Here is a 20,427-nt window from a genome sequence, read left to right on the forward strand (position 1 = left end):
GTGAAATGCACCAGTTAGACAGAATCGATAAAAAAATCCTGCATATACTGCAGCGAGAGGGCCGTATTCCTATGACGGAATTAGCCGAACGTGTAGGCCTGTCACCGTCGCCCTGTACCGAGCGTGTGAAGCGTATGGAGCGCGATAAGATCATCACAGGCTACCATGCCAAGTTATCGGCAGCGGCCTTAGATAAGCCTATGTTGGTATTTGTAGAAATTAAATTAGCGTCTAAATCAGAAGAAATTTTCGATAAAGTAAAACAAGAACTTTCTTTGATTCCAGACGTGCAAGAATGCCATTTAGTTTCGGGCAGTTTTGACTATCTCATTAAAGCTAGATTAAGCGGCATGCGTGAGTACCGCCGTTTACTCGGTGATATACTAAAACGGTTGCCTGTCGCGGCAGAATCGCAAAGCCACGTGGTCATGGAAGAAGTAAAAGAAAGCCTTTGGCTGAACCTCGATCGGTAAAACCTATTAAAAGGCCCTTAAATATAGTTGGCTTCTGTATAGATCATTGACCGCTGTCAATTACACTTGAGGGAAGAGCGTGTTCCAATAGCTCTATCTGATTTCATGACATGGTACACGCCATTTTGCGTCTGCCTTTTTCTTGTTTTAAGCATGGAGATTGTGACTTATGTCTATCAAATATATTGCTGCAGCTTTGTTGACCGCTGCTAGTTTGCCTGTTTACGCTGCACAATGTGACATCACTATTGAAGGCAATGATGCCATGCAGTTCAACATGCAGGAAATCGTTGTAGATAAAACCTGCACCGAGTTCACCGTAAACCTGAAACACGTTGGTTCCATGCCTAAAGCTGCAATGGGCCACAACTGGGTACTGACAAAAACAGCCGATTTCCAAGCGACAGCCACTGAAGGTATGTCTGCAGGTATCGACAACGACTACATCAAAGTTGGTGACGAGCGTGTGATCGCTCACACAGACGTAGTGGGTGGTGGTGAGTCCACATCCGTAACGTTTGACGTTGCTAAACTGGCTGCTGGCGAAGACTACACATTCTTCTGCTCTTTCCCTGGCCACTGGGCTATGATGAAAGGCACACTGAAACTGGGCGAATAATCCCCTAGTCTCTTGCATGCCAAAAGCGCCGCAATAGCGGCGCTTTTTTGTGTCTGCGAATTACGTATTAGTAGCCTGGGCCAGATGCCGCTTTAGCCACGGGCGCCCCACCTTTGTAGCGAGCCGCCATACTGCGCAAACCAGCAGCCAGCACCGACGTATCTAAACCTACCGCTACAAACTCACAACCCAAGTCTAAATAATGTTGAGCGTACTCTTCGCTCACCGACAAAATGCCAGCGGCTTTTCCAGCTCCTTTAATACGCGCAATCGCTGTATCAATCGCCTCTTGCACATCAGGGTGACCAGGGTTTCCTAGATGCCCCATCGCTGCGGATAAATCAGCTGGGCCAATGAAAATACCGTCCACACCCTCTACCGCTGCAATGGCTTCGATGTTTTTCAGCCCTTCTAGGCTTTCTACCTGCACCAACAAACACATTTGATCATTGGCTAGCTCAGCATAGTTTTCAATGGCATTCCAACGAGAGGCACGTGCCAATGCCGCCCCTACACCACGAACCCCTTGAGGTGGATAACGCATGGCTTGCGCCATTAAGGTTGCCTGCTCTGGTGTATCTACCATCGGTACTAGCAAGGTTTGCACGCCAATATCCAACATCTGCTTAATCAACGCCACATCCCCTACCGGCGGACGTATCACAGGATGAGAATCATAAGGAGCAACCGCCTGCAGCAATGGCAATAAAGAGCGCACATCATTAGGGGCATGCTCGCCATCCAACACCAACCAATCAAAGCCAGCGGTCGCGGCAATTTCTGCTGCAGTGCTATTGGGTAAACCTACCCATACACCCACTTGTTGTTCGGTACGTAGACGCTGTTTAAACGTATTGACGGGGAGATCCATACTTCAACCTTAGAAAGAAGAAACCATTGAAGTAAGGTAGCACACTACTCTGTGCTTATCGCCTGCATAGTGCACTGTTTTTGGATGGCCAGCACGAAAAACTACAACGTGTGACGTTGCTCGTGCAAAAGACGCGCTAACTCAGGCAGTACTGCTACTTGCCCCGGCAATTGAGCCACTACACTGCCCTGTTTGCACACCACAATTACTGGCACAGAACGTATGCCATAACGTTGGCTAATGGCCGAAGACGCGGACACATCCACCTCGCCGTAATAGGCAAGCTCAGGATGTTGCTGTGCAAAGGCTTGCACCGCTGGGCGTACTTGATGACAAGGCTGACACCATGGTGCAGAAAAATACACCACGGCAATCTCAGCCTGCATCACCGTTTGAGAAAAATTATCCAGGGTTAGCGCATGCCACCCCTGTTGTGTCACCTTTTCAAGCGTAGCCGTCATGCCTGAGCGGCTTTGCGCTTAACCTGACGCACCACGATAGCCCCCATGCTAAGACCCAATATGGCAGCCACCAGCGAAGCCGTCAGCACACCTAACTTGGCCGCACCTAGCAAGCTTTCATCTACAAACGCCAGCATGGCGATAAAGATGGACATGGTGAAACCAATACCTGCCAACAAGCCAATCAGTGCAATACCAGACCAGCTCACACCTTCGGGCAGCTTACAGAGCTTCAATGTCACCATCAGCCAGCTCACACCCATGATGCCTATAGGTTTACCCAGCACCAAGGCCGCTATCACCCCAACCATCACCCAGTTTGCACCATCTTGGCTCAGGTCTATGCCATCAAAGCTCACACCCGCATTAGCTAAGGCAAACAGCGGCATCACCCCAAACGCTACCCATGTGTGCAACGCCATTTGTACGCGAGTGACTGGTGCCAGCATGTCGCGCTGTGCACGACGTACATCGCTTAAGGCATGGGCGAGTTCTTCGGGCTCAACGGAATCTCTACGTTTACGCAGGTCTTGTACGACACGCTCTAGGGTTTGCATGGGGCGCTCAAGACGACGGCTAGGCAGTACAGGCGTCATCAAGCCCAATACCACACCCGCTAAGGTAGGATGCGCACCCGTCATCAGTACGCCACCCCAAATAATCAACCCCGGAATCACGTAGGCATAGGCACTCCCGATACCAATGTGCTGTAACCCCAATACCATCGCAATACCCAGCGCCACCACCAAAAATCCGCTGTAGTCCAAACCGCCGGAATAGAAGAAAGCAATAATCAGCACCGCGACGATGTCATCAATGATGGCCAATGCCAGCAAAAACACGCGGATATTAGAAGGAATGGAACGCCCCAACAAGGCCAACACCCCTACCGCAAAAGCAATGTCTGTCGCGGTAGGCACAGCCCAACCATGACTCTGCGGGGATTGGCTATTGAACGCCACATAAATCAATGCCGGTACAGCCACACCACCAAAAGCTGCTGCGATAGGCAGCATCGCTTGGCGTATATCGCTCAACGCACCTTCATGCATTTCACGGCGTATCTCCATCCCTACCACCAAGAAAAACAACGTCATCAAGGCATCGTTAATCCAGAAGTGCAACGGACGATCAAACACGTGTTCGCCCAAGCCAATGGAAAATGAGGTATGCCACAACGCGTGGTAGCTATCAGCCCAAGGCGAGTTCGCCCAGATCAATGCCACGGCCGCTGCAATCAACAGCACCATGCCACTCACGGCTTCAATGTGGAGAAAACGACTTACAGTAGAAAAGGCGCGCTCGGTCAGTACCTGAGCTTTAGGCAGGATGGGTGTATTCTGGTTCATTGTCTTTGATACTTTGCGTGGCGGCCCGACCAACGCTTGTGAACCTGTCTCACTGCCGGATTGCAGCTGACACCCAGCTGAAAATTTTAACGCGTCTTCCCATTTCAAGAATTAGGGTTTACCACTATTTTCCTGTTCTAGATCAGAAAATCATCCAGAAATAGCCGTAAATATGTGATCAACGGTAGACTATTTATTTCACGTATTTCTTTGGAGCTGACCATGACTTCCACTACGCCCCGCATGACTAATCTGTTTCTGCAACTAGGGCTAGACGCCAGTGAACAAGCCATTGCCGATTTCATTATCAGCCACCAACTGCCCGCCGACACCTACATCTCTGACGCCCCTTATTGGGACGAAGGCCAGCGTCAATTTTTAGCAGAACAACTCAAAAGTGACGGCGCTTGGGCAATCATTGTGGATCAACTCAATGAGTCCTTGCACGAAGACGCCGTCAAAAAAATCACTGGGCTATAACACGCCCCTACACCGCATCACGCGGTAGGCTCTGTATCGCTAAATTCTTTGTATGCTGCCACCGCATTGGCAGCATACATTACCGATGGACCTCCGCCCATATACACGGCCACACCTAAGGCTTCGTGTACCTCTGCTTCCGTCGCCCCTAACTTCACCAACGCCTTGCTGTGAAAGCCTATACAGCCATCGCAACGCACAGCCACACCTATAGCCAATGCAATCAATTCTTTGGTTTTGGCATCTAACACACCCTCTGCACTGCCGGCTTTATTCAGCTCGTTAAAGCCTTTAAGTACCTGCGGAATATTTTTGCTCAACTCACCCAAATTAGCTGAAATATCCTGCGTCAGTTTTTTGAATTCCACTGTCACGTTCCTGTTTTCCTTTTTAAAAAACACAGCGGTCATCGTTACTGACACGCTGATTAATCAAGCGGTTTAGCGGACTCGGCAGGCGCGCAATAAATGTCCCACAAAGTTTGCATTAACCGCATCGTGCTGGGATCCGCCAAGCGGTAATACACGTATTTGCCTATCTTTTCTGTCTCTACTATCCCCTCTTGACGCAGCACAGCTAGCTGCTGCGATAAGGTAGGCTGATGTATACCTGTTCGCGCCTCTAACTGCCCTACATTCAACTGCTCAAATGCCATCTGGCACAGCAACATCAAGCGGTCTTCATTGCCTAAGGTTTTGAGCAAGGCACAGGCTTTGCCTGCGTGCTCTCGCATCTTTTCTGGCGATAACTGGATGGATGGTGTGGTCATGGTAGAAAGTCACTCAAAACAATATATTTAATTATATATTGTTGAATAAAAAATCCACCACTGACTTCCTACCTAAGGAATTAACTCGTCCACTTCACCGGAATTTTCAGATACGACACGCCGTTATTTTCTGGCTCAGGTAAATTCCCTGCCCTAATATTCACTTGCACCGATGGCAACAACAGCACAGGCGCAGCCAGCGTGGCATCCCGCGTTTCGCGCAACGTGACGTAAGCCGCTTCATCCACGCCATCGTGTATGTGTATGTTCTTGGCACGCTGCTCCGCCACCGTGGTTTCCCAGGCATATTCATCACGCCCTGCCGCTTTGTAGTCATGGCACATAAACAAACGCGTGTGTGGCGGCAACGCTAATATTTTTCGGATGGACTGGTACAACTGCTTAGCACTACCACCAGGGAAATCCGCACGAGCCGTGCCGTAATCCGGCATAAACAAGGTATCGCCCACAAACACCGCATCGGCAATTTTGTAAGCCACACAAGCAGGTGTATGACCAGGCGTATGCAAGACCTCAATACGCAGGTTGCCCAAGGCTATCACCTCGCCATCGTTTAGCAACGTGTCAAACTCCACACCCTTACCCGACACATCACTCACATTGAACACATCGCTAAAAATGCGTTGCACCGTACAGATGTGTTCGCCTATGGCAACCTTCGCCCCTGTATGCTGCCTTAAAAATGGCGCTGCACTTAAGTGGTCTGCATGCGCATGGGTTTCCAAAATCCACACAATGCTCAGCCCTTGCTCGGCAGCATAATCCAGTAATTTCTGCGCTGAGCGCGTAGACACAGCCCCGCTGCGATGATCGTAGTCCAACACAGGATCAATCACCGCTGCCTGCTTAGTCGCCGGGTCCGACACCACATAACTCACGGTATAAGTGGGTTCATCAAAAAAAGCCTGTATATGAACAACATCCTTATGCATGGCATTTTCCTTTCACTGGATTTTTTAATTTAGAATATGCTAAATTAGATACAACTAAAATACAAGACCCACATCATGACAGCATCATCAGACTCCATCCGCTTCTTACAAGAAGGTGCCAGCCAAGCAGCGGCTATGTTGCGTACCGTCGGTAACGAACACCGATTACTGATTCTATGCTTATTGATAGAACATCAAGAAATGACGGTAGGCGCATTAAATAGTTACGTAGACTTAAGCCAATCGGCGTTATCGCAACACTTGGCCAAGATGCGAGAAGAAAACCTGATCACCTACCGACGCGATGCCCAAACCCTGTATTACCGCATCGCCGATCCAAAAATTGAGCAGTTAATTAGTACCCTGAAAACCATTTTCTGTCCGTAATCACTACGGATCAAACCCATTACGTACCTGTGTACAACTGGAGTCCATATGAAAACCAACGTAGGCGGTATAGATAGAATTTTGCGCGTCGTTATAGGGCTAGTCTTGGTGATACTTGCCAGTAGCGGCACGGTAGGCTGGTGGGGTTGGCTGGGCTTGATTCCACTGCTTAGTGGCTTGTTCCGTGTTTGCCCGTTGTATTCGATGCTGGGAGTTAATACGTGCGGGACATGCCGTAAATAAGAGACAGCGTGTACGGTGAGTACAGCTCCAACGTACTCACCACTGGCTGCTGTAGCTAGCACTGCGAAAAGTATTTTTTAATTTGGCCACCAAATAAAAAAATACTTTCCTCCGTTTTCCCTCCATCGCTTGCCACGGTTTTTAGTGTGGTTGCTGTTGAGATGTGTGCGTACTTTTGTGACAGATAAAAGGGGCGTGCTCACCCATTTCTGAAGATGTCTGCTTATTCTGTGGGCTGATAATTTCGGCACTTGCTTCGCTCATCAAAAAGCCAAGCGGCATTTTCTGATGCTACAGCTGACATACAGACGTATCTAAACACCCGCGTCCCAATTGATCAAGCCGTGCCAACAACCCAAAAGAAAGGGCGGTAAACCTACCCACACTCAGAACAACCGGGGGACGGAGAGGAAACTTTTTTGATTTGGTGTACAAATCACAAAAAGTATTCCTGCAGTTCCCAGCGTGTGCGATGAACATAACGTCGCCATATAAAACCACGTTACTTCTCATAAAATATACGCTTCACACCTAGTCATCTCCACTAACAGCCATAAAAAAAACCGCCCGTAAACACGAGCGGTTTTTCTTTGCGAATAGATCAGCGTTATTCTGCTGCCACAACCGGAGTAGCCGTGGCTGCCTGACGGCGGTCCACAATCACACCTAGCAGCACAATCACCAACGCCAAACCTGTGGTGTAGAGCACCTCTGTACGGTATGTACCTTCAATCACCATCACAATCAACGCACTGATAATAGTGACGATCACTGCGTAGGTTAACCACGGGAACAACCACATTTTGAAGGTAAGCTCACGCTTTTCTTTGATCAGCTTACGACGCATACGTAATTGCGAGAAGGCAATACACAGGTACACATACAGCGCAATCGTACCGGTAGCTTGCATCAGCACATCGTAAATATCCATCGTTTCAGTTGCCGTCAAATACACAGCTACCAATGCAAACACACTGGATGCCACCACACCAATGTACGGTGTGCCTGTACTGCGACCCACTTTCTGGAATGACTTCGGTGCATCGCCGCGTCTGGACAAGGAGTACAGCATGCGGGATGAGGTGTAGAGTGCCGAGTTAAAGCAACTGCACACCGATGTCAGCACCACAAAGTTCACGATCTCGCTGGCATGAGGGATACCCAATGCATTCAAGGTCACCGCATAGGTACCTTGAGTGGATAGCTCCAAACCTGGGCTGTTATAGGGGATCAAACACACCACGATGAAAATCGAACCCACGTAGAACAGCGAAATACGCCATGCTACGGAACGTGTAGTCTGCACAATGGCTTTGCTGGGGTTTTCGGATTCTGCCGCCGCAATGGTCACGATTTCCGCACCAATAAACGCAAACATCGCCCCCAGTAACGCTACCACCACCGCTCCAAAGCCATTAGGCATGAAACCTTGTGATGTCAGGTTAGACCACCCTTGGGTAGTACCAGAAGGCCATAGATGCACGATCGCCAGCGAGCCAATGATAATAAACAGCACAATGGCAACCACTTTGATCAAGGCGAACCAGAACTCGAACTCACCGTAATTGCGCACGTTCATGAAGTTAACAACCATTAACCCCGCAGTCACAATCAACATGTAGCCCCAGATAGGAATCATTGGGAACCAGCCGTGCAAGATCGCACCGGCCACATAGGCTTCCCATCCCATCAATAACGACCAGAAACTCCAATACAACCAGCCAATCGTAAACCCAGCCCAGTGACCAATAGCTCGGTCGGCATAGGTAGAAAAAGACCCTGTATCAGGCTGAGCAACGGCCATCTCGCCCAGCATTCGCATTACTAAGATTACGAGCGCTCCACCGCCCATATACGCCAGAATGGCAGCCGGTCCAGCATTCGCAATTACTTTCCCGGATCCTACAAACAACGCTCCACCAATGACTCCTGCTATAGATAGCATGGTCAAGTGACGGGATTTCAGCCCGCCCTTTAACTTATTTTCTTCTGCGCAACTCATTTGTGCCGCCTTTTAAAACGGATTAACTCTTAATGCCCATTAAGCGTTTGACAAGATAGTCATGAAATGTGTTTTGCCCTCCTTTGCAGACAATTGAAATAGTAATAATTATTTTTTAATGGCAAAACTATAACGCCATATGCCTCAACAGTACGTTTTTTTTATCTTAAAATTTCTGATTTAAGACAAGAAAACGGGGCTTAAACCCCGTTTTCTTGAATACTTCTAGCCCTATTAATGGCTAACGTGACTGAGATCTTCTTGAACCAAATCAAAGACTTCAGTAACGACCGGCTCGGGTTCTTTGCCCATCATGCTCACTACCACGATAGCGATAGTAGCCAAGATAAAGCCAGGGATAATCTCGTACAAGCCGAACCAAGCGTAGTGATTCCAGATCAGCACCACTACTGCACCTACGATCATGCCTGCCAACGCGCCGTTGCGAGTCATTCTGCGCCACAACACGGACAACAAGATCACAGGACCAAAGGCAGCACCAAAACCTGCCCATGCGTAACTCACCATAGACAGCACACGGCTATTGGGATCCCATGCCAAGATAATGGCCACAATAGCTACCAGCAGTACCATCGCACGGCCAAACCACACCAACTGCGCATCGGTAGCATCACGTTTGATGAAGGTTTTGTAGATATCTTGAGTCAGTGAGCTTGAGCACACCAGCAACTGCGCCGACAAGGTACTCATCACTGCAGCCAAAATAGCGGCCAACAAGATACCGGCAATCCATGGGTTAAACAGCAGCATGGACAACTCAATGAACACACGCTCAGAGTTCTCGTTCACGCCAGCGGCTTGACTTGGGTTCGCAGAGAAGTACGCAATACCGAAGTAACCCACTGCCACCGCACCAGCCAAACACAGAATCATCCATGTCATACCGATACGACGTGCATTAGGGATAGTTTTTACCGATTCTGCTGCCATGAAGCGCACCAGAATGTGCGGCTGGCCAAAGTAGCCCAACCCCCATGCCAGCAAGGAGACCACACCCACGAATGAGGCGCCCTGCCACAAATCAGCATGCATAGGATTAATAGCGATCACTGCAGCGTTTGCATCCGCAAAACCGCCTGCGCCCAAGATCACCACCAGAGGGGTCAAGATCAGCGCAGTAAACATCAAGGAAGCCTGAATGGTGTCTGTCCAGCTCACCGCCAAGAAACCACCAATGAATACATAAGCAATGGTGCAGAATGCGCCCACAAACATCGCTGTGGTGTACGACATGCCGAACATGCTTTCAAACAATCTGGCGCCAGCTACTACACCGGATGCGCAATACAGCGTGAAAAACACCAGAATTACCACGGCTGACACAATGCGCAGCACGTTGGATTTGTCGTCGAAACGATTTGAGAAAAAGTCGGGTAATGTCAGTGCATTGCCTGATTTCTCGGTGTACACACGTAAACGTGCGGCCACAAAGCGCCAGTTTAGATACGCCCCCAAGGTTAAGCCAATGGCAATCCAGGATGCTGAGATCCCGTTGTCATAGACCGCGCCAGGTAAGCCCATCAGCAACCAACCGCTCATATCTGATGCCCCAGCGGCAAGTGCCACCACGAAAGGCCCCAGTCGGCGTCCGCCCAGAATATAGTCGGACAAGTCATTTGTAGCCCTGTAGCCCAGCCATCCGATCAACAGCATTCCTACGATATAGATTACAAACATCGTCGTAATCTGCATATTGGCTATTTGCATAGCATTCTCCCTTTTGAGGCAGACAAGGGGTGTAAAACCCCTTGTCCCTGCACATTGCTATCCGTGCATATCGCTTGTTGTAGTAAAAATTAGACTACTGCCATGAGCGTGGCATTCCCTCCCGCCGCTGCGGTGTTTACGCTAAGAGAACGTTCTGCTACCAGCAGCTCCATCCTATAGAGCTGACCATTAGCCAACTCTGCACTGGTACGACCCTGCGCTTGTAACACGGGGCCGTCCTGCTCCGCTAAGAACTGCGATAGCGATTTCAGCGCATCACAATCCCCCTCGAATACCACACCCCCTACGCGATGAGTCATCGCGTCTTTCAGGGAGTCCACCACAACCACCTGCTTACGAGCAGCTTCAGGCAGTTGGGTTAAAACGGGTTCCAAAACTTCTGTCGCAACGCCTTCACGCACGATCAGTGCTTCGTTGCCACATGCCAAGCTAGTTGCTACCTGCACCAACAAACCATGTTTGGTGGCTGGTACACACACGACTGCACCACGGCCTAGCAAGCTGTATGTGTTCGCCTCGCCGGTAGGACCAGGCAACTCAACACGGGTGTTGAACAGCGACACTGCAGACAAATGCTTCAAGCTTTGGCTGAGTTCTTTTTCGCCATGTTTTTCGGCCCACTGTTGCAGGCTTTCTAAGGCTTCGTTGCTAGCGGCTTTTTGTGCCTTACCACCCAGTACCAACTGGTCTGGACGCTGGCTTAACAAACGATTCAAGTAAATAGGACCGCCCGCTTTAGGACCAGTACCCGACAAGCCTTCACCACCAAATGGCTGTACACCTACTACCGCACCCACAATATTGCGGTTCACGTACATATTGCCGGCGTGTACTTGAGCTACCAAACGGTTGATGGTTTCATCGATACGGGAGTGCACCCCAAAGGTCAAGCCATAGCCTGTGTCATTGATGGCTTTCACCAGAGCATCTTGTTCAGAACGTTTGTAGGTCATGACGTGCAGCACAGGGCCGAACACTTCACGCTCTACATCTGCAATGCTCTTGATCTGGATAATGGTTGGCGGCACAAACGTACCGTGCTGGCATGCTTCGCTCAGCGGCAACTGCTCCACATCAAAACCACGGCTACGCATCGTGTCAATGTGGCTACGAATATTGCCTTGTGCCTCAGCATCAATCACAGGGCCCACATCGGCGTACAACACGTCGGGGTTACCCACACGCAATTCACGCATCGCGCCACGCAACATGGTGATCACGGTGTCGGCTACGTCTTCCTGCACACACAAGATACGCAGTGCTGAACAACGCTGACCAGCCGAGTCAAAGGCAGAGTTCAGTACGTCAGCAATCACTTGTTCTGGCAAGGCAGAAGAATCCACGATCAACGCGTTCTGACCACCGGTTTCCGCAATCAGCGGAATAGGTTGGCCATTGTTATTCACACGCTGTGCCAAGGTAGCCGAAATACGTTTAGCCACTTCGGTAGAACCGGTGAACATCACACCTTGAACACGATCATCGCCCACCAACATCGCACCCACATCGCCCTCACCAGGCAACAGTTGCACAACGTCGTGTGGCACCCCTGCTTCGTGCAAGAAGCGAATACCTTGAGCAGCAATCAAACCAGTCTGTTCAGCAGGTTTAGCCAACACGGTATTACCAGCAGCCAATGCCGCAGACACCTGACCCAAGAAAATAGCCAGCGGGAAGTTCCAAGGGCTAATACACACCACAGGGCCCAAAGGACGGTGGCTGTCATTAGAGAAATGCTGGTCGATACGGTTAGCGTAGTAGCGCAAGAAGTCTACCGCTTCACGAATCTCTGCTACCGCATTCGCAAAAGTTTTACCCGCTTCACGCACGATCAAACCAATCATGGTGGTTTGCTGGGCTTCCAACAAATCAGCCGCACGCAGCAAGCAACGAGCACGCTCTTGTTCTGTAGTGGACTGCCAAATTGGTGCAGCAGCGACCGAACGCACCAACGCGGCATCGACTTCAGCAGCAGAACTGAAAATCACTTTACCCACTACATCACGGTGGTCCGCTGGGTTCACTACAGCCTGCTCACGCGCCTCATCAACCACTGCCAATGTGGCTGGGCTGGCGTGCCAGTTGTTGGTCGTGCTGGACAACAATGCTGCCGACAACGAAGCCAAACGGTGTTCGTTGGACAAGTCCAAACCTTGGGAATTCTGACGGTTCTCGCCCTGCGCTTTATACAGCTCTGCTGGCAGCGGAATCATCGGGTGAGGTGCACCTACTGGGCTGATGCTTTCAGCTTCATCAATAGGATCACGGATCAGCTCATCAATAGAGACGTTTTCGTCAGCAATACGGTTCACGAACGAGGAGTTCGCACCGTTTTCCAGCAAGCGTCGTACCAAGTACGCCAACAGTGTTTCGTGTGTACCCACTGGCGCGTAAATACGGCAAGGACGGGCCAATTTACCTTGGCTAACAGGGCCTACCACTTCTTCATACAGCGGCTCACCCATACCGTGCAAGCACTGGAACTCGTACTGACCCAAGTAGTAGCTAGAGCCTGCCATTTCATAAATAGCCGCCAAGGTTAAGGCGTTGTGTGTGGCAAACTGCGGGAAGATCGCATCCGGTGCGCTCAACAGTTTTTTCGCACATGCCAAGTACGCGATGTCGGTGTAAATTTTACGGGTGTAAACAGGGTAGCCTTCCAAGCCATCAACCTGCGCACGTTTCACTTCTGTATCCCAGTACGCGCCTTTCACCAAACGCACCATCAAACGGTGGTTAGTGCGTCTACCCAAGTCGATCACGTAGTCGATCACGTATGGCGCACGTTTTTGGTAGCCTTGAATCACAAAGCCAATACCGTTCCAACCAGCCAGATCCGGGTCCTGACACAGGGCCTCTAGCAGATCCAACGAAATTTCCAGACGATCCGCTTCTTCGGCGTCGATGTTCAGACCCACATCGTATTGGCGCGCCAACATCGTCAATGCTTTAACGCGTGGCAACAGCTCGCTCATCACACGGTCGTACTGAGCACGTGAGTAACGGGAATGCAGCGCAGACAATTTGATGGAAATACCGGGGCCTTGGTAAATACCTTTGCCGCCCGATGCTTTACCAATCGCGTGAATGGCTTGCTCGTACGAAGCGTAGTAACGTGCCGCATCTTCTTCGGTCATCGCTGCTTCGCCCAACATATCGTAGGAGTAGCTAAAGCCTTTGTTTTCCCATTTTCTGCCATTTGCCAAGGCATCAGAAATGGTTTCACCACACACAAAGTGCTCACCCATCAAACGCATGGCCATGTCCACACCTTTGCGGATCAATGGCTCACCACCTTTGCTGATCAATCGACCAATGGCGGAACTCAAGCCTTTTTCGCTGCTGGTGCTGACCAACTTGCCGGTCAGCATCAAGCCCCACGTTGCGGCATTCACAAACATAGAGCCAGAGCTCAAGTGTGATTGCCATTCGCCTTTGCTCACTTTGTCGCGAATCAGTGCATCACGGGTAGCGCGGTCAGGAATACGCAATAATGCTTCGGCCAAACACATCAAAGCCACGCCTTCTTGGCTAGACAATGAGAACTCGTGAATCAAGCTGTCTACACCACTGCCTTGGCCTTTAGCGCGCAACGCTGTCACCAGCTTACGGGCTAACTCACGTACTTTAGCTTGGTCTTTGCTGCGCGCTTGGCTAATCAAGCCAGGTAAACAGTCTTCTTCGGCGCGACGGTAAGCGCTAGTGATCGCAGCACGCAACACGGATTGCGGTGCAATAGATTGGGCAAATTCCAAGAACGGCTGTGTAGGCTCATTGTCGCCCACGCTCAAACCGGCTTGTTCCAGATCCACCCCTTTCTCACCCTCTGTCTGGGCAAGATAGGCTAAGGATGGCGGTAACTTACCCGACTCGATTTCTTCCAAGAACGAAAAAATGGCTTGCTTGATGAACCAATGCTGGGTTCTTCCAATACGTTCAGCCGCCTCGCGTATACGCCCACGTAATTCGGCGTCTACTTTCACCCCTAGTGTCGTTGCACTCATAACCCTCTCACTTACAGACAGAGAGGTTGCAACCTTACGATTAATAAAGGTGCAACCTTAATGATAGATATGCGAATTCTAGGTGCAACCTTTTTGAAGTCGTATAGGTACTTACCCTAGATCACAAGGGAAACTGTTTCGTACACTTACAAAAAAGCCCGGATTAACCGGGCTTTGTCTCATCATTACTTCTTAGGCAGATACCGCAATGCATCGACGGGCTTACCGTTATAACGCAGCTCAAAATAGAGCTGTACCTGCGATGTACCCGAATTGCCCATCTCGGCAATGGTTTGACCTTGCGACACCGTTGCCCCCTCGGACACTAGCAAACGGCGGTTATGTGCATATACCGTTAAAAAGTTATTAGCGTGGTTCACGATCAACAAATTACCGTAGCCACGCAACCCGTCACCTGAATAAATAACCTTACCTGCCGCCGCCGCTTTGACCGGCGTACCCGCTGTATTAGAGATGTACACACCTTGGGAGTGCGCTGCCGACACACCACGCTTAGACGTACCTGCTGCCGGCCAAATCAAATTAATATTGCGCGGCGCGGCCACTGAGTTGGTAGACGCATTACGCGGCGGCAAAGCGGTACTGCTACCAGCACTACCCGTCGCCCCACTTGATGCCGCCGTCGCGGCAGGCGCTGCCGAACCACCCTGAACCCGCAAGCGCTGCCCCACCGTTATACGGTTAGGATTAGAAATATTGTTCATGCGCATCAGTGACGACAAGCTTTGATTATGTTGGCGTGCCACCTTACTTAAGGTATCGCCACGCTTCACCACGTAATAGCCATCCTTAGTACCACTCGTACTGCCACATGCCGCCAACGTCACCGCCACAGCGCCATACAGCACCCAGCGCAAGACAGACGTACGACCAGACATAAAACGGGAATAAAGCGATAACAAAGACACGGTATCAGGCTCACACCAAAGTAAAAGCAGTCTTAACACTGCGCAAACAGTAGCATAGCAAGAATTACAGCTAGGCAAAAACCCCGCTTGTAACGTTGACGGAACCTAACAATGGCCACAACACCTGAAATTTCATGTACACAAAAGGCCAACATTAGCGCCACACACCTTGCCAAACCGTCCTATACACGCTATAGTTCTTTTCTTTTGGAGCAACGCGCTCAGGTCTGCATCGTACTTGTACGGCTGCATGAAACCATCGCGAATTACTCCAAAAAATAATTTCCGCAAGGAAATGCTATGGCGCAATGGCAGATAGGTTATGCACCGGATTGCAAATCCGTGTAGGTCGGTTCGATTCCGGCTTGCGCCTCCAAGAATTTAAGAAAGCCCCTAGGTTTAACGACCTAGGGGCTTTTTTTATGTACTTTTCCGCAAAAAAGAAAACGCAGCCTAAGTTGATGACACATCCTTCAACCCTATATTTTTTGCTCTTAACTTAGAATACTGTTTTTATAATTAGCATACAAAGCCATACCAAACCACCCCACACTGATTACCGGTGCAACATACTGCGTGCCAGTGCGTGACTAATCCATGCGCGATACAGGCGCTAACGTTTTTTAGGGGGTGTGTTGCTTGAACGCTGACACCAATAGCCACTTACTATCGTAAACACTTTGTTAAAACAGAATTTTCAAGAAAATTTTTGAAGTATGAATGCCATTAAAAACAAAAAAACCATACTAACCTTTGTCACTTTTTTTATTGTGCTGGCCTTGGGGTTTTGGTTTTTTATAGACAACACCCCGCCAACCCCAGAAGAGACTTTCATAGCCATCAAGCGAGAAGCAGAGTCTGGTGACTCAATAGCTCAAAGAGAACTAGCTGTTTTATACGAAAGAGGCATAGGTACTAAGCAAGACTACATACAAGCACATGCATGGTTCAAAAAAGCAGCTACACAAGGAGATGCTGTAGCTCAAAGCTACTTAGGTGCTTTATATGCATCTGGAGATGGAGTTACCAAAGATTATATAAAAGCACACGAGTGGTTCGAAAAAGCGGCTGCACAAGGAGATGCTAAAGCCCAAAGCTACTTAGGTGCTTTATATGCACATGGAGATGGCGTTACCAGAGATTATATAAAAGCACGCGAATGGTTCGAAAAAGCAGCTGCACAAGGAGATGCTAACGCTCAAAACGACTTAGGAACTTTATATGCATCTGGAGGATATGGGTTTCCCAAAGACCCAGAAAAAGCACGCGAGTGGTTTGAAAAAGCAGCTGCGCAAGGACATGTTAGAGCTCAATATATCTTAGAAAAGTTAGATGCTTCTGAACATAGCATTTCAAAAGACTAGGTAAAAGCACGCGAATGGTATAAAAAAACCGCCACACAAGGACAGACCTAGGCTTGCGTCTCCAATAATTTAAGAAAGCCCCAAGGTTTAGCGACCTAGGGGCTTTTTGTTTTTCGCATCACACTCAAACATCTATGCAACACCCCAGCATGCGCTAAGACGCAGGAGCTCAGCCCAAGTACAATACCCTCGACTTACACACTGGAAGCACGATGGATAGAAACACAGAAGACCGCTTTACCGCGTTTTTACACGGTAAAGCAAACGAGATGAAGAAAGAGCTGAAGTACACCCCTAGGCAATTTATTGCCATGCTGGGTAGTGATGGTGGTTTGGCTACGGCTCAAAAGTTGGTGCGCAAGGAAGAGCTGTCCTACGGTATATCTGAGCTGTACATGGGCAACAGGCTGGATCTATCCATAGAGGCACTGATTCTAGAGACTGAATGGATCAGCTACTTCGATGAAGAATTGTTAGCACAAGCAGAAAAGAAACTTAAAAAACTGAACTACCCCTACACACGATACGCAGAAAACGATTAACTGGCTGTGATCGTGATAACTATCGCAAAGGCTTAGGCTTACCCCTAAGCCTTTTTGTTGGCCATCGTTTTCATGCTCTGCGCTTGCACGTAGAATAAGTGCTCATTATCCAGATACACTGTCTTTCGCACACAGCACTTCACAGGGAACCGGTTTGGCATACGAACTAGAACACCGCCTTGTTATAGGCCTCGCCTCCAGCGCGTTATTTGATCTGTCCGAGACGGATAGGATTTTCCGCACCGAAGGTGAAGAGGAATATCGTAAGCATCAGCGTGAGAATCAAAGTATTCCACTTACTCCTGGGGTGGCCTTCCCTTTTATTAAGCGTTTGCTGTCGCTCAACGATGTGCGTCCTGATGACCCGCCTGTTGAGGTTGTGCTGCTCTCACGTAATGATCCCGATACTGGCATGCGGGTGATGCACTCTATTCGTCATCACCATTTAGATATCTCACGCGCTGTGTTTTTACAGGGTGGCAACCCGCATCGCTATATTCCCGCGTTTTCTATTTGTTTGTTTTTATCGGCGAACGAAGCGGATGTGCAGCAGGCAACTCTAGCAGGCTACCCCGCAGGGCAAGTGTTGGACTCTGCGCATTTAGAAACTCAGGGCGATGATGAGCTTAGGGTTGCCTTTGACTTTGATGGGGTGTTGGCGGATGACGAAGCTGAATCTGTCTTTCAGGCCAATAAAGATCTGAACGAGTTTCATGTGCATGAGCAAAGCAAGATCAATGTGCCACTGAACTCTGGCCCGCTACGCCCTTTTCTGCAAAAGCTTTCTAATATTCAACAATTGGAACAGAAACGCGCCGAGCAAGACCCTGCCTATAAACCCAAGCTTAGACTGATTATTGTGACTGCCCGCAACGCCCCCGCCGAAGAGCGCGTGATCAATACCATGCGTAGCTGGGGCATCAATGTGAATGAGGCGTTTTTCTTGGGTGGCGTAGAAAAGAAACGGGCATTAGAAGTGATCAACCCGCACATTTTCTTTGATGATCAGAAAACACACCTAGTGCCTGCGTCTGACATTCTTCCTGCAGTGCATGTACCTTTTGGCATCACTAACAACGTGAAGTCCAAAATTAGCTAGATAAAAAAACACACTATTGAGCCGCAGCCCAATAGTGTGAACATAAAAAACTCGCTATTTCTACCTTACTACCACTTACCCTACTGGATGCAGCACCCTGATCCAGGGTGCTGTGGTTGTTGCATCGTTAATGTGGGATTTGCCCGAAGTTACCGCTATTGAAGTCTTGCAATGCTTGCTCGATTTCTTGCGAACTGTTCATCACAAAGGGGCCATACCCTACTACTGGCTCATCAATAGGCTCACCGCTTAGCAACAGAACAATGGCATCGTTGTTGGCTTCCACAGAAACGGTTTGACCCGCTCTATCCAACACCACCATTTGTGACTCACGGGCAATGGTTTGGCCATTCACCTGAATCGTGCCATGCAGCACCACCAAAGCGGTTGTCCATCCATCTGGCAATTCCAGCGTGCTGTAGCTGCCTTGTTTCAAGCGCATATCCCATACGTTCATAGGCGTAAAGGTGTGGGCTGGACCGCGTTTACCCTCTAGCTCACCAGCAATAATTCGGGCCACACCCGCACCATCAGGCAGCTTCACCTGCGGGATAGCGCTGTCCACAATGACTTGATAGTTAGGCGGGGTCATTTTGTCTTTGGCTGGCAGGTTCACCCACAGTTGCACCATTTCCAGTGCACCACCGGATATAGTGAAAGCCTCAGAGTGAAACTCCTCATGCAAAATACCTGCGCCCGCTGTCATCCATTGCACGTCACCAGGGCCAATCACACCACCTTGGCCGGTAGAATCCATGTGAGCCACTTCGCCTTTGTAGACGATGGTCACAGTTTCAAACCCACGGTGAGGGTGCTGCCCTACACCTCGTAGTTGCGAGGTGGGAGTGAAACCGGCGGGGCCTGCATAGTCCAACAGCAAAAAAGGACTCAGCTGTTTAGCGTGTGTGTGGTACGAGAACATTGAGCGCACTGGAAAGCCATCACCCACCCAGTGAGGACGTGGTGCGCTGTAAACGCCAAGAATCTTTTTCATGCGACTCTCCTGTTGAGGTATCGTTAGAGCTATCTTATTCTTGTGCTCTTTTTGCGTGTAGCCCCTTAAAATAAGGCTCAGTGTCCTATTTATGGAACGATAAATACTCATGCAAGACTTGAACGATCTGTATTACTTCGTGCAGGTGGTGGATAACGCTGGCTTTGCTCCCGCAGGTCGCGCCTTGGGTGTGCCCAAGTCCAAACTCAGCCGCCGTGTCGCCATCTTGGAAGAGCGCTTAGGCGTGCGCTTACTACAGCGCTCTACCCGCCGCTTTGCCGTCACCGAGATTGGTCGCACCTATTACGAGCATTGCAAAGCCATGCTGGTGGAAGCCGAGGCCGCTCAAGAAGTCATTGATGCCTCTCGTGCAGAACCGCGTGGTGTCATCCGCATGAGCTGCCCTATTGCTCTGCTACACGCTCACGTAGGTGGGATGTTGGCTGACTTCATGAAAGAGTGCCCACACATCAGTATCTATTTAGATGCCACCAACAGACGTGTGGATGTGGTGAGTGAGGCCATTGATATCGCTATTCGTGTGCGCCCGCCGCCATTGCAAGATAGCGACTTGGTGATGCGTGTGCTGTCTAACCGTAGGCAGTGTTTGGTGGCTAGCCCCAGTTTGCTGCTAGAACACGAATTTCCGGCTGTTCCTGCCCAACTCAATGGTATGCCTAGCCTAAGCCTAGGCAGCCCGCAAAATGAGCACAGTTGGACGCTATACGGCCCCGATCAAGCGCAAGCCACGGTACATCACAACCCTCGCTTTGTGACCACCGACATGACGGCATTACGAAACGCTGCGTTAGCGGGGGTAGGCATAGTGCAATTGCCTTTGTTGATGGTGCGTGAGTATCTGAATACAGGCGCGTTGGTGCGTATCGTGCCTGAATGGGAACCTAAGCCTGAAATCATTCACGCCCTCTTCCCATCACGACGCGGGTTATTGCCATCGGTGCGAGCCTTGCTGGATTACCTAGCCAAACGCTACGAGGAAATAGACGAGGAATAGCGCCCTGTCATCGCCCCCTATAGCTCAGCTCAGGCTGGGCTATTTTTACGTCTTAGCCAACAAGCACATATTTCCTCACGGGTGGCGATAAAAGCGTGATTTTCGTGTTTTGTTGTGACCACGG

At 49.8% G+C, this 20,427-nt stretch carries 20 protein-coding genes and 1 tRNA gene; 10 read left to right on the forward strand and 11 right to left on the reverse strand.

The genetic code is table 11. The features are described 5' to 3' along the window. The first annotated feature begins 5 nt into the window (after window positions 1–5). Together ACLPHM_RS07455 and azu are read left to right on the forward strand one after the other, a co-directional pair. Entirely contained in the window at window positions 6–473 is a 468-nt protein-coding gene (locus ACLPHM_RS07455) for a winged helix-turn-helix transcriptional regulator (RefSeq protein ID WP_135866370.1), read from the forward strand. Between the two features lie 169 nt (window positions 474–642). Continuing rightward, window positions 643–1,092, forward strand: coding sequence for an azurin (gene azu / locus ACLPHM_RS07460; protein WP_430220597.1), 450 nt, complete (start codon window positions 643–645; stop codon window positions 1,090–1,092). Window positions 1,093–1,159: 67 nt separating this feature from the next. On the opposite strand, the gene hpaI is transcribed toward azu, so the two are convergent. The 3 genes from hpaI to nhaA form a co-directional block, all read right to left on the reverse strand. Continuing rightward, a complete protein-coding gene (gene hpaI, locus ACLPHM_RS07465; protein ID WP_430220598.1) occupies window positions 1,160–1,963 on the reverse strand; it encodes a 4-hydroxy-2-oxoheptanedioate aldolase in 804 nt (267 codons plus the stop codon). Window positions 1,964–2,064: 101 nt separating this feature from the next. Then, the gene (locus tag ACLPHM_RS07470; RefSeq protein WP_430220599.1) at window positions 2,065–2,424 is read right to left on the reverse strand and encodes a thioredoxin family protein; all 360 of its coding nucleotides are present in this window, start codon (window positions 2,422–2,424) and stop codon (window positions 2,065–2,067) included. Then, window positions 2,421–3,773, reverse strand: coding sequence for a Na+/H+ antiporter NhaA (nhaA, locus tag ACLPHM_RS07475; RefSeq protein WP_430220600.1), 1,353 nt, complete (start codon window positions 3,771–3,773; stop codon window positions 2,421–2,423). Before nhaA ends, ACLPHM_RS07470 begins: the two co-directional genes overlap by 4 nt. A 222-nt stretch (window positions 3,774–3,995) precedes the next feature. Between nhaA and ACLPHM_RS07480 the strand changes: the two genes are divergently transcribed. Then, a complete protein-coding gene (locus tag ACLPHM_RS07480) occupies window positions 3,996–4,253 on the forward strand; it encodes a DUF2789 domain-containing protein (protein ID WP_430220601.1) in 258 nt (85 codons plus the stop codon). Between the two features lie 17 nt (window positions 4,254–4,270). On the opposite strand, the gene ACLPHM_RS07485 is transcribed toward ACLPHM_RS07480, so the two are convergent. From ACLPHM_RS07485 to ACLPHM_RS07495, 3 genes are all read right to left on the reverse strand, one after another. After that, entirely contained in the window at window positions 4,271–4,627 is a 357-nt protein-coding gene (locus ACLPHM_RS07485; RefSeq protein ID WP_430220602.1) for a carboxymuconolactone decarboxylase family protein, read from the reverse strand. 53 nt (window positions 4,628–4,680) lie between these two features. Then, the gene (locus ACLPHM_RS07490; protein ID WP_430220603.1) at window positions 4,681–5,022 is read right to left on the reverse strand and encodes a metalloregulator ArsR/SmtB family transcription factor; all 342 of its coding nucleotides are present in this window, start codon (window positions 5,020–5,022) and stop codon (window positions 4,681–4,683) included. A gap of 80 nt (window positions 5,023–5,102) precedes the next feature. Beyond that, the gene (locus ACLPHM_RS07495; RefSeq protein ID WP_430220604.1) at window positions 5,103–5,975 is read right to left on the reverse strand and encodes an MBL fold metallo-hydrolase; all 873 of its coding nucleotides are present in this window, start codon (window positions 5,973–5,975) and stop codon (window positions 5,103–5,105) included. A gap of 75 nt (window positions 5,976–6,050) precedes the next feature. Here ACLPHM_RS07495 and ACLPHM_RS07500 point away from each other — a divergent pair, with 75 nt between their 5' ends. Continuing rightward, entirely contained in the window at window positions 6,051–6,362 is a 312-nt protein-coding gene (locus tag ACLPHM_RS07500) for an ArsR/SmtB family transcription factor (RefSeq protein WP_430220605.1), read from the forward strand. A 48-nt stretch (window positions 6,363–6,410) separates the two neighbouring features. After that, window positions 6,411–6,605, forward strand: coding sequence for a YgaP family membrane protein (locus ACLPHM_RS07505; protein WP_430220606.1), 195 nt, complete (start codon window positions 6,411–6,413; stop codon window positions 6,603–6,605). Between the two features lie 607 nt (window positions 6,606–7,212). On the opposite strand, the gene ACLPHM_RS07510 is transcribed toward ACLPHM_RS07505, so the two are convergent. The 4 genes from ACLPHM_RS07510 to ACLPHM_RS07525 all read right to left on the reverse strand — a co-directional run bounded on the left by ACLPHM_RS07510 (window position 7,213) and on the right by ACLPHM_RS07525 (window position 15,259). Next, window positions 7,213–8,607, reverse strand: a complete 1,395-nt coding sequence (locus ACLPHM_RS07510; RefSeq protein ID WP_430220607.1) for an amino acid permease — start codon at window positions 8,605–8,607, stop codon at window positions 7,213–7,215. Window positions 8,608–8,841: 234 nt separating this feature from the next. After that, entirely contained in the window at window positions 8,842–10,335 is a 1,494-nt protein-coding gene (gene putP / locus ACLPHM_RS07515) for a sodium/proline symporter PutP (protein ID WP_430220608.1), read from the reverse strand. An 89-nt stretch (window positions 10,336–10,424) separates the two neighbouring features. After that, entirely contained in the window at window positions 10,425–14,360 is a 3,936-nt protein-coding gene (gene putA / locus ACLPHM_RS07520; RefSeq protein WP_430220609.1) for a trifunctional transcriptional regulator/proline dehydrogenase/L-glutamate gamma-semialdehyde dehydrogenase, read from the reverse strand. Window positions 14,361–14,545: 185 nt separating this feature from the next. Continuing rightward, window positions 14,546–15,259, reverse strand: coding sequence for a peptidoglycan DD-metalloendopeptidase family protein (locus tag ACLPHM_RS07525; RefSeq protein ID WP_430220767.1), 714 nt, complete (start codon window positions 15,257–15,259; stop codon window positions 14,546–14,548). 332 nt (window positions 15,260–15,591) lie between these two features. Between ACLPHM_RS07525 and ACLPHM_RS07530 the strand changes: the two genes are divergently transcribed. From ACLPHM_RS07530 to ACLPHM_RS07545, 4 genes are all read left to right on the forward strand, one after another. After that, a tRNA-Cys gene (locus ACLPHM_RS07530) sits at window positions 15,592–15,665 on the forward strand. 340 nt (window positions 15,666–16,005) lie between these two features. Beyond that, window positions 16,006–16,653 (forward strand): tetratricopeptide repeat protein, encoded by a 648-nt coding sequence (locus ACLPHM_RS07535; protein WP_430220610.1) that lies wholly within the window; start codon window positions 16,006–16,008, stop codon window positions 16,651–16,653. A 212-nt stretch (window positions 16,654–16,865) separates the two neighbouring features. After that, entirely contained in the window at window positions 16,866–17,195 is a 330-nt protein-coding gene (locus ACLPHM_RS07540) for a hypothetical protein (RefSeq protein ID WP_430220611.1), read from the forward strand. A gap of 154 nt (window positions 17,196–17,349) precedes the next feature. Then, complete coding sequence (locus ACLPHM_RS07545) at window positions 17,350–18,294, forward strand: 5'-nucleotidase (protein ID WP_430220612.1); 945 nt, start codon at window positions 17,350–17,352, stop codon at window positions 18,292–18,294. A 127-nt stretch (window positions 18,295–18,421) separates the two neighbouring features. On the opposite strand, the gene ACLPHM_RS07550 is transcribed toward ACLPHM_RS07545, so the two are convergent. Next, the gene (locus tag ACLPHM_RS07550; RefSeq protein ID WP_430220613.1) at window positions 18,422–19,288 is read right to left on the reverse strand and encodes a pirin family protein; all 867 of its coding nucleotides are present in this window, start codon (window positions 19,286–19,288) and stop codon (window positions 18,422–18,424) included. Between the two features lie 109 nt (window positions 19,289–19,397). Between ACLPHM_RS07550 and ACLPHM_RS07555 the strand changes: the two genes are divergently transcribed. Continuing rightward, on the forward strand, window positions 19,398–20,303 hold the full coding sequence (locus ACLPHM_RS07555) for a LysR family transcriptional regulator (protein WP_430220614.1): 906 nt from the start codon (window positions 19,398–19,400) through the stop codon (window positions 20,301–20,303). Window positions 20,304–20,427: the final 124 nt, after the last annotated feature.

This window comes from Paenalcaligenes sp. Me131, from assembly GCF_050487225.1.
Classification (GTDB): Bacteria; Pseudomonadota; Gammaproteobacteria; order Burkholderiales; family Burkholderiaceae_B; genus Paenalcaligenes.

Excerpts from the sequence above, each read along its gene's own strand:
- ACLPHM_RS07455 (WP_135866370.1), top strand. The coding sequence starts at position 6 with ATGCACCAGTTAGACAGAATCGATAAAAAAATCCTGCATATACTGCAG.
- azu (WP_430220597.1), top strand. The coding sequence starts at position 643 with ATGTCTATCAAATATATTGCTGCAGCTTTGTTGACCGCTGCTAGTTTG.
- hpaI (WP_430220598.1), bottom strand. The coding sequence starts at position 1,963 with ATGGATCTCCCCGTCAATACGTTTAAACAGCGTCTACGTACCGAACAA.
- ACLPHM_RS07470 (WP_430220599.1), bottom strand. The coding sequence starts at position 2,424 with ATGACGGCTACGCTTGAAAAGGTGACACAACAGGGGTGGCATGCGCTA.
- nhaA (WP_430220600.1), bottom strand. The coding sequence starts at position 3,773 with ATGAACCAGAATACACCCATCCTGCCTAAAGCTCAGGTACTGACCGAG.
- ACLPHM_RS07480 (WP_430220601.1), top strand. The coding sequence starts at position 3,996 with ATGACTTCCACTACGCCCCGCATGACTAATCTGTTTCTGCAACTAGGG.
- ACLPHM_RS07490 (WP_430220603.1), bottom strand. The coding sequence starts at position 5,022 with ATGACCACACCATCCATCCAGTTATCGCCAGAAAAGATGCGAGAGCAC.
- ACLPHM_RS07495 (WP_430220604.1), bottom strand. The coding sequence starts at position 5,975 with ATGCATAAGGATGTTGTTCATATACAGGCTTTTTTTGATGAACCCACT.
- ACLPHM_RS07500 (WP_430220605.1), top strand. The coding sequence starts at position 6,051 with ATGACAGCATCATCAGACTCCATCCGCTTCTTACAAGAAGGTGCCAGC.
- ACLPHM_RS07505 (WP_430220606.1), top strand. The coding sequence starts at position 6,411 with ATGAAAACCAACGTAGGCGGTATAGATAGAATTTTGCGCGTCGTTATA.
- ACLPHM_RS07510 (WP_430220607.1), bottom strand. The coding sequence starts at position 8,607 with ATGAGTTGCGCAGAAGAAAATAAGTTAAAGGGCGGGCTGAAATCCCGT.
- putP (WP_430220608.1), bottom strand. The coding sequence starts at position 10,335 with ATGCAAATAGCCAATATGCAGATTACGACGATGTTTGTAATCTATATC.
- putA (WP_430220609.1), bottom strand. The coding sequence starts at position 14,360 with ATGAGTGCAACGACACTAGGGGTGAAAGTAGACGCCGAATTACGTGGG.
- ACLPHM_RS07525 (WP_430220767.1), bottom strand. The coding sequence starts at position 15,259 with ATGTCTGGTCGTACGTCTGTCTTGCGCTGGGTGCTGTATGGCGCTGTG.
- ACLPHM_RS07535 (WP_430220610.1), top strand. The coding sequence starts at position 16,006 with ATGAATGCCATTAAAAACAAAAAAACCATACTAACCTTTGTCACTTTT.
- ACLPHM_RS07540 (WP_430220611.1), top strand. The coding sequence starts at position 16,866 with ATGGATAGAAACACAGAAGACCGCTTTACCGCGTTTTTACACGGTAAA.
- ACLPHM_RS07550 (WP_430220613.1), bottom strand. The coding sequence starts at position 19,288 with ATGAAAAAGATTCTTGGCGTTTACAGCGCACCACGTCCTCACTGGGTG.
- ACLPHM_RS07555 (WP_430220614.1), top strand. The coding sequence starts at position 19,398 with ATGCAAGACTTGAACGATCTGTATTACTTCGTGCAGGTGGTGGATAAC.